Origin of the sequence: Aneurinibacillus terranovensis DSM 18919, assembly GCF_000430625.1 — a bacterium.
GTDB lineage: Bacteria > Bacillota > Bacilli > Aneurinibacillales > Aneurinibacillaceae > Aneurinibacillus_B > Aneurinibacillus_B terranovensis.
Map to the genome: position 1 here is coordinate 5,347 of NZ_KE387184.1, position 8,705 is coordinate 14,051.

At 39.1% G+C, this 8,705-nt stretch carries 9 protein-coding genes; 1 reads left to right on the forward strand and 8 read right to left on the reverse strand.

Annotation, left to right across the window (positions count from 1 at the left end; all coding sequences use genetic code 11):
- Positions 1–299 precede the first annotated feature (299 nt).
- From cas2 to cas6, 8 genes are read right to left on the reverse strand one after another with little or no spacing between them, the layout of a single operon-like run.
- Positions 300–563: a CRISPR-associated endonuclease Cas2 gene (cas2, locus tag H525_RS0122265; protein WP_027417993.1), complete on the reverse strand. Its 264-nt coding sequence runs from the start codon at positions 561–563 to the stop codon at positions 300–302.
- Positions 564–589: 26 nt separating this feature from the next.
- Positions 590–1,582, reverse strand: coding sequence for a type I-B CRISPR-associated endonuclease Cas1b (gene cas1b, locus H525_RS0122270; protein WP_027417994.1), 993 nt, complete (start codon positions 1,580–1,582; stop codon positions 590–592).
- 29 nt (positions 1,583–1,611) lie between these two features.
- Complete coding sequence (cas4, locus tag H525_RS0122275; protein ID WP_211237063.1) at positions 1,612–2,103, reverse strand: CRISPR-associated protein Cas4; 492 nt, start codon at positions 2,101–2,103, stop codon at positions 1,612–1,614.
- Positions 2,103–4,484, reverse strand: coding sequence for a CRISPR-associated helicase/endonuclease Cas3 (locus H525_RS25245; RefSeq protein WP_035102404.1), 2,382 nt, complete (start codon positions 4,482–4,484; stop codon positions 2,103–2,105). The genes cas4 and H525_RS25245 overlap by 1 nt, the downstream gene beginning before the upstream one ends.
- Entirely contained in the window at positions 4,484–5,227 is a 744-nt protein-coding gene (cas5b, locus tag H525_RS0122285; RefSeq protein ID WP_027417996.1) for a type I-B CRISPR-associated protein Cas5b, read from the reverse strand. Before cas5b ends, H525_RS25245 begins: the two co-directional genes overlap by 1 nt.
- Before the next feature lie 15 nt (positions 5,228–5,242).
- Complete coding sequence (gene cas7b, locus H525_RS0122290) at positions 5,243–6,202, reverse strand: type I-B CRISPR-associated protein Cas7/Csh2 (RefSeq protein ID WP_027417997.1); 960 nt, start codon at positions 6,200–6,202, stop codon at positions 5,243–5,245.
- Entirely contained in the window at positions 6,199–8,016 is a 1,818-nt protein-coding gene (locus H525_RS25250; protein ID WP_051331242.1) for a TIGR02556 family CRISPR-associated protein, read from the reverse strand. Before H525_RS25250 ends, cas7b begins: the two co-directional genes overlap by 4 nt.
- A gap of 26 nt (positions 8,017–8,042) precedes the next feature.
- Positions 8,043–8,375 carry a CRISPR-associated endoribonuclease Cas6 gene (gene cas6 / locus H525_RS25255; RefSeq protein WP_051331243.1) on the reverse strand — a complete coding sequence of 111 codons (333 nt, stop codon included), beginning with the start codon at positions 8,373–8,375 and terminating at the stop codon, positions 8,043–8,045.
- A gap of 84 nt (positions 8,376–8,459) precedes the next feature.
- On the opposite strand from cas6, the gene H525_RS25910 reads away from it, so the two are divergent.
- Positions 8,460–8,705, forward strand: a 246-nt coding sequence (locus H525_RS25910) for a transposase (RefSeq protein WP_027416650.1), incomplete at its 3' end; no start/stop codon positions are given.

Consider the following 8,705-nt stretch of genomic DNA (forward strand, 5'->3'; position numbering starts at 1 on the left):
TAGTTTCAATTCCTCATAGGTAGTCTAAAAACCATAAAGCAGACAAATGAGAAAGCCAAGTTGGAAAGTCGTTTCAATTCCTCATAGGTAGTCTAAAAACCCATTTTCATCGCAAAAAATCAACTTTCTTGCTTAATAACAATCATAACAGAAAACAAGTCAGTTTATGAAACCTTTTGGTATTCCTGTTTTTCACCTGTCGTCGATCCCCCGGTTTTTTTACATCACTATAGGCCGACGACAATCAAGAAGCTTTTTTAATCCGCCACATACACTTCATTTTTTATTTGATCATCGTCCTACAAAAAGATATCTTCCCCTCCCTTTTTCAATCCATATTCCTCCCGCTTCGAATAGCTTTTTGTTCGAAATGTATAAAAAATAATAGAGTCCTCTGCCGTATCCATTAACATTAACAATTCAGTTTTCAATTTTTTAAAGTTTACCTCGCTAATATCTCCTTCAAGAACAGAATTCTGCACCCAATTTAAATATTTTCGTGAGGTTTTCAAAATCTTATTCACTCGTTTTACGCCCACATCATAAACAAGGATGACGAACATAGCTTTCCCTTCCTTTTTCGTATGGTCTACCAGCGTGAGACATACGGTTGGTACTCCTTTTCCCCAATAATGTGCTTTTGCAATTTATATACTTCCATACGAATCAGACGTCGATAGGAAACCTCTCGTCCAAGTTCGCGATGCTTCACCGTTGTCGCCATCCTTCTTTCTAATTCTTCTAAAAATGTGCGTCTACCTTTCTCATTTAGAATAATGCCATCCAACTTTTTCTCGAAATCCTTCGCAGTAATCATTTTTTTACCTAGAAGAGTAAAAATCACCCGGTCTATAAGAAGTGGTTTAAAGATTTCCGCTATGTCTAAATTCAATGAAAACCGACGGAAATTAGTCGTATGTAAGTAGCCGATGCGTGGATCAAGGTGTGTTTTATATATCTCGCTCAGAACGATCGTATACAAAACCGAATTACCAAAGCTAATCAATGCATTTAATCGATTTAATGGCGGCCTGCGAGAACGGCCTTCAAAAACGAAATTTTTCTCATCAATAATTTTGTCAAACGCCTGGTAATACTGCTCACGGTAATTACCTTCAATCGCCATCATCTGTTCAATAGTTTCGCATGCTGGAAGCCTGTCCGCTAGGTTCGACAGGGAACCCATTATATCCTCAATATTTATCCCGCGGTTCTTATAATAGCGCAACACCTGCTGCATGTTGTCCATTGCACCGTAAATAAATCTCATAGCTATATCCCTGCGGCGATTCTCGTCCAAATAAGCCTGGGCTTGCTGAAGAATCATGTAGCCTGAGTTCAGATGTTCACGTGGATAAAATGTCCCCATATAGTATCCGTGGTGATTAAACATATGAAGCAAAATCTCTTTTTGTGAAATAAATTCTAGCATCCGCTTATTGAAATCGACTTCACCAAACAAAAAAATCTCCTTGGTATCTTCAACCGGAATGTATTTCTTTCCCTGCTCAGTTTCAAAGCACAGCGTATTATCCTTGCGGGATATGGAGCCAGCAGTAAAAATATAGATACTTTTTTTCATATGCTTACCTCTCATCTCCTGGTATCTCGTTACGCCCAGCACAATTCACGGTATGCGCAGTTACGGCACCATTTTACTTTTACAGGGGGAGGTGGCAGCTGTTTGCTGACAATCTCAATAATTTTTTCATTTAGGCCCTCTACGTCCCTAATCCCTGCTTCATCCAATACTACCCGCTGTTTCCTTCGCTCTTCAGGGAATAGGAGTTCTCCTTCCGCTTCAATCCCCATTTGTTTTAACTCGTACAGATAAAAAAGAATCTGCATCCGCGCACTGTCCTGGGAAGCAGAGCTTTTCTTTACTTCACCGACGATAAGCTGCCCGTCTTTGGATTTCATTACGTCGACTTTTAAGTGGCCGATCGTGAGTTCCTTTTTTTCACGTTCGTATACATGTTCTTGAAGAAAGCGACCGTATTCAACGTTTGAGTCGTCCTGGTCAGCAACAATTTGGTGGGCAATGAGCCATGTTTCACGAGGGCAAATATGGTAGTACCAGACAAGTGTTCCCGTAACAGTAATCACCAGATTGCAGACACTCCTTTCGTAATAAATCCAGTACGCTCATCGTAATAATCTTCTTTTCCATAATTGCTCACAAAACAAATTTGGTCATGCAATAAGGGAGGACGATTTTCTACATGACATGGAATAGAAATAACATACTCCTGGAATGATTTTTTTAACCGTGCAAAACGCTTATAGCGCTCCAATACATCTGGTATTTCAAGAATTTCGCTGTATTCTTCCCAAATGTTTGCTGCTTCTTCGTCTACTTCAACGAAAACATCCATTTTTTTATACGTTTCTTCAATCAATTGAAATTCAGAAATAGGAATTCGATGATCATCGCTTTCTCCTGTAAAATAGAGAGTTTTAACACTGTTCAAAAACATGTCTGATTCACTTCTCGATTTTCCCTTCACTTCATCGAAATATTTTTCAATTAATGGTAGTAATAAAGGTTCCGGTACTTCTTCATGTTTGTTTAAAATAGATATTGTTACTTCAAGAGGAATCTTCCCATATATTGATTGGGCGTAAGGAATCATTCTTTCCCCTTTACATAAGTTCACAACGTATAATGTACCGGTTCGGCGATTATGCCGATTACAGCGACCCGCTGATTGATTAATAGAATCTAGCGGCGCAAGGTCCCGGTATACAATATCAAAATCAATATCCACTCCAGCTTCTACCAGCTGCGTACTAACAACAATCCGGTATTTTCCTTTCTGTATCTCTTTAATACGCTGCAAGCGCTGTTTTGGAATTATATGTGTAGATAGAAAACCAATATCCTCTTCTAAATTTTCGCTTAAAATAGCGTGTAGTTGTTTTGCAGCGTCAATCGTATTTAAAATAAAAAGATAGCTTTTTTCATTATCTAACTCTAAAGATTCCGCAAACTGCTGCACCGTCATCTTTTCTTTTATGCAAAGAATAACCGAAATACGATTCATCTCAGAGAAATACCTGTCTCTATCACAGAGGGATACAACTACGTCCTCTTGAGAAAAAATTTTAGGCACCGTTGCCGTAAGTAAAATAACATCGGTATTCATACCCCGAGTTAACTCAAGTATCATTTCACGCATCAGTGCCCAATATTTAACGGGAATTGCCTGCACCTCATCTAACACAATAATGGCGTGAGAAAATCGATGAAACTTACGTAGTGCTTTATTTCTATTTGTTAAAAGTGTTTGGAAAACCTGTACAAAAGTAGTACAGATAATTTCACTATTCCAACCCTCAACCAAGATTTGCGCTTGATCGAAATTATACTCTTCCTGCTCATCCTTCTCCCTATTTGGAGCATTTACTTGCTCATAAGGATCAATTAATGAATGGTGCTTTACCAAATAGCTATAATCAAGTTTATCAATACCGGACTGTAATATCTTCTCAAATACAGAGAAGTTTTGATCAATAACACTTAAGAATGGGAGGCTATAAATAATCCGCGGAGCTATTCCGGTTTCATGTTGTCTCCTGGCGCGCAGACGCAAGGAAGCATTTAACGAAGTAATCGTCTTGCCCATCCCTGTCGGCAAGTTAATAGAGAACAATCTTCCTGCCGCTGTATCAATTATTTTATTTACTTCTTCATACGCCTGCTCGCGCAAATTGTTCATAGAAGAGACGTCCCATTTCTGCTGCCTTTTATAATGATCTACTGTATCGGCTACGATTAATTTTCGTCCATGATACATCATGTCCCGTAGGGCAGCCTGGTTTTTATCCCCATCAAGCAAAAGAGAATACAACACACAATATTTAAAGTAGTCAGATACTTCATTGTTTATATTCCGTTTCCCATATCTTTTCTTTAACCAGCGACGCAGCGTTCCTATCTCATCATAAAACGTATAAACCCATGATTGTACCTTCTCTACAGTAAATGGAGTGATACCTTGCAAGGAAAAAGGCAATTCACTAGATAACATTTCCACTATTTTATTCCATTCTCCATATTGGATAGCCGCAGCCTGCTGTAACAATAAGTCTCTTTTATCTTGCAAGGCATTTATTTCCGTATTGAACTCATGGATATTTCCGTGATGCCGCCTTACAGCCATAAAAACAAAAAGGGAAGAGAGAAGAACATCTTCCTCTTCCCCCTGTAAAACATGCATCGCCACATAATAACTTACAATAGCCGAAAGCATCGTATGTGAACTTTGAGCCGTCTTTCTCTTTTTTTCAGAGGTGATATATGTTTGAAAGTACGAAGTTGCTTTCGCAAAATCGTGAAAGATAGCTGCTATGTTAACAGCGTGGTTCAGTTGAATCGGATCCCAGCCAGAAGCTCGCCGATTTTCAAGACTAGCCACGGACATCTCAAGAACACCTGCCAGATGTTTATGAAGAGATTGATCTGGGTGAGAAAGTAACCCCATTATCTTACCTCCTCCTTCTCATTTAGAAATACAAAACGATAGGGGCCGCTCTCCCAATACCATTCAATATCCGCTACAATTTCCTGGCCCTTCATCTCAATTAAGCATTCCTCATATGAAGAAACCACACGCTCTTCATTCATTTCGACCGGCAATCTTTCTTTTCCATAATATTTTCCTTCCGTAAAAGGAATGCCGTCCGGGCGTACCAGGTGTAAAGGTATCGCTGTATGAATTGTAATAGCCTGTCCCACCGAATATTTTTTCACAGCTTCAATTTCTCCAACATAAGCAAAGTTCGCCACGTTCTCACTTAGGCCTAACGATAATGTATAGTATGTACGATGATGTTTTACCTGCTCAACCAGTTGTTCATAGAGTTCTTTATTCTCCATCGAAACGAACAAGCGAAAGTGAGCGTTCCGTAAAAATTCTGTCCGTATTTGTGTACGTGCGCCTTCTTTTCTTGATTTTGGCACCCACACTTTTCCCTTTGTGTTAATTAGATTGAGACCAAGCGCTGTTTTCTTCACTGGACTACATGGCCTAATCCCGATAAGTGTCTTTGCTTCGTTAAGGATTTTTAAATACTCATTATTTTCTTTGCTCAATCCCAAAATGGCTGCAACAACTCCCATTGCCGCCGTTGGAGGAATAATAGAAAATGTTAATGGTGATGATGTGGAATAATATTTTCGAAAATGTCCCCACTCTCCCCATAATTCAAAAACCAGGGTTTTCATGTGCCTTCCACATCCTTATAATTCAAGTGGCGTAGCTTCAATTCCAATTCTTACGCACTCCTCCACAAAGTCACTTGAAGTGATAAGCTGTTCATCCATTTTATACTCAATATGGGTAATCTTTTCTCTCTCCGTCTCTAATTTCTCGATTAACGGTCCAATTTGCAGCACTCCGTCTGTTACGTACCGAATTGCTTCCTCCGTTTTTTCACTCGTAAAAGAAACAAGTTTGTTTAATTCACCAATATGGAACCCATCCTGGCCATATACAATTCGTAAGAGAAGTCGCGGCTGTTGTCCAACCTTACTGCGGGAAATCAAGTTCTTTGTTCCATTCCACATTCCATCTAAAAGGAAAAACACATCCTCCTCCTTCATTTCAGTGTGCACCGCCGCCTTTTCATTAACAATTCCATAAAAAGAGAGAAGAGAATACGGGAGAACATATTCTTCGCGGAAAGTTTTACGAGTTTGTCCATCTCCAGATGCGAAAGCACCGGTTCCTTTGATATACTCCAGCTTCACCCTGTGCAGTGAACTTCCAAACTGAAACTGTACAGGTCCGGTTAGTGTAATTGAACTTTTTTCTTTCGCACTTTTTTCAATTGGAATGGTTCCTCCGAATAACCTTACATCAATACAATCACGCAACATGTTGCTGCGAATAATACTTTTCATTTCTCCAATGGTTTTAATTTGTGATTTAGAAACCTTTTCACCGTCTATTAAAAGGAAATCTTCAGCTCGATGCTTGGCATCCTGGAGAATTCCTTCTTCATCAGCGATTTCCCGCACGAAAATTTCCTGCTGACGGTACTCGTGTAAATAATCGCGAATTGTACGCTTTAATCGGACATCAGTTACGATATTTCTCCCCGTTTCCTCATCGATGCGCGGCTTGTTCTCATCCACAGGATCCTCATTTGGATTTGTCCAACTAACATCATATAAAAACAACAGTTCAGAACGATTCATTTTACTAGCTCCTCGCCTTCCAATTCAATTATTTGTTTTTCACTGACTTCTTTTTGTTCATTAAGTCCAGCCCATACGTTGTATTTCAAATACATACCGGTTGAAAAATAGAAATTCATTTCATCAATTGATAGTTTCCAACCGGAGCCCGCCTGTAATAACAGACTAGAAATCTCCTCGCCCAATACGGAAGCAAAGTAACGTTCATTTCCTTTGTAACGATCATCCTTCTCATATTGCCTAAGTTTCTCCTTAATGTCCGGCAGCAAGCCTAAAAAATCACTTTCTCTCATTCGCAATCCTTTTAATCTTTCCGCAAAAGGTTGCGCGTTGCGAATGTTCTTCTGAACATCTAACAATAACTGCGCCAAACTGCCAAGTAAGAACAATGCTCTCTTTTCCGGTTTGTTTAAATGTGGACCGTATTCCGTAAAGACAGATTCAAAACGGCTAGCCTTCATTTGTTTCCCCTCCCCTTTTGATAAATTACCAAGCTGTACAAAGAATAAAGTATTCATTAAAGCATCCCTTACAGCCCAGCGAACATTCTGTTCATTTTCCCCGTCATTCAAAAATTTACGGCGGATTTCCTTCAAAAAAAATGTTGTGAGAAATCGGATGTCAAGCGTTGAACCATGAAAAACAGCCGACGTAATTTTCAAGAAATATTTATCTAAATCAGCATTCTTTTTTTCCTCGTCTGACTTTTGAAAGAAGGTTCGAATACGCCCGAAATTGTAAGATTCCAATGAGCCATCCCGCCTGGCAAACTTACGTTCAACGTCTTTTTTCACCTCAAATATTTTCCTTAGATGAGACGGAAATACATCCTGAACCAACAATAAAATTCTCTCGGCCGCCTGCACTTTTTGCATAAATAGCAAGTGAAGCATCAATTGATCTGATTCATCCTGCAAATAGTGTAGGATATCATCTTCACTTGCGATTGTATTATTAACACTCTTTTCCTGCAGACTTTTCCTTTTCTCCCCGTCGCTCAAAAGATCAATAACATCATCTTTTAGAGACAGCTTCCCAAATAAAAATTGCGGGATTAATAAATAACTCAACCCATAAAATTTAAATCGTAGATTTTCTTCTAAAAAACGCTTCCCTTCCTGTAACAGAAGATTACATTCCATACATACAGGATAGTTTCTCCAGGAGCGGCTTTCATCAAATTCTCCGGTAATGAAACCAGGTTTATCAATTGTGTAAAATTTAAATGCGGAGGATCCTCCCATAACTAAACTTTTCTTTTCCCCGCACACGGAACACATACGGTCGGAAGAAGAAATCTGAATGTCTTTTTCATTAACCATTTTTAGGAAAATTTCTGTAAATACGGGTATTTGCTTTAAATACTTTCCGTCGATCTTTACAGTAAAAAACGCTCCCTCTTTAACTCCGGACAGTTTTTCCTCTACTTCATTTAAAATTTGTTCCTTTTCCTTCGCAATTATTTCCGCGACTTTGATGATAGAGAATCGTTCTTTAAATTCTTCTTCCTTGCTCTCTTTGTGTATCTTTTCAAACCAGGCAGCAAACTTAACAGTAAATGTCTTGCGAAGTTCAGTAATCATTGCTGTAGGTGAATAATTAATCCCGTTTGGAGAACCTCGGCGATAGAGGTACTTAGTTGAGGAAAACTTATCATACTCTTCTAATTCAATCTCCCATTTATCATCTTGGAAAGATAAAATAACTGCATAAGGATAATTTTTCGGATCAATCGTTTCAATCAAAACATCTAGCACTTCTTTTTGGTTATAGCTTTGAGTCCATTCCCCCAGATCACGAATAGCGGAAATCATTTGTCGTCACCACCCTTGCCAAAAATTTATATAATAGAAAGCATACCATAGCCCTGTCCGTTTTTTCCGCCTGCTCCCGTTTGATAAGCGATTTGTTGCAATTGCGGATCACCCTGCATGCAAAAAACACCATGCCATGCTTTAATTATTGTTCCTTTATACCTCATTGTTTTTTGTTGTTCGGCATGTACTTGTCCATAGGGAGTCAATGAGAATGGACGCTTACTTAGATCAAAATTAAAGAATGCACGAGCTTTTTTAATTAGATTATTGCGGATTAAAATTGTAAATTCAGGATCACGAATATCGTAGTAGTGAGTGACTTTTCTCCCGGAAGGAAGTTCTATGGTGGAGTACATCGTGATGGGTGCTCTTAAGCCCCGTAATCAAGTTGGACAACCTCCGAAATAAGAGCGATACTATACGTAGGAGGATTGATTCCCATGACACGAAGAAACTATTCCGCAGATTTCAAACTCCAAGTTGTGCATGAAGTATTGGAGACCGGAAACAATGCGGTTGTTGCGAGAAAGCATGATATTAATGCCAATATGCTTGCCCGTTGGGTGCGTCAATATAAAGCGAATCACGAGGTAACGGCCTCACGGGGAAAGCCCAATCAGATGACAAAAGAAGAACAGCAAAAGATCATGCAAGAATATACAGAGATCTCAACAGAAAATGAACAG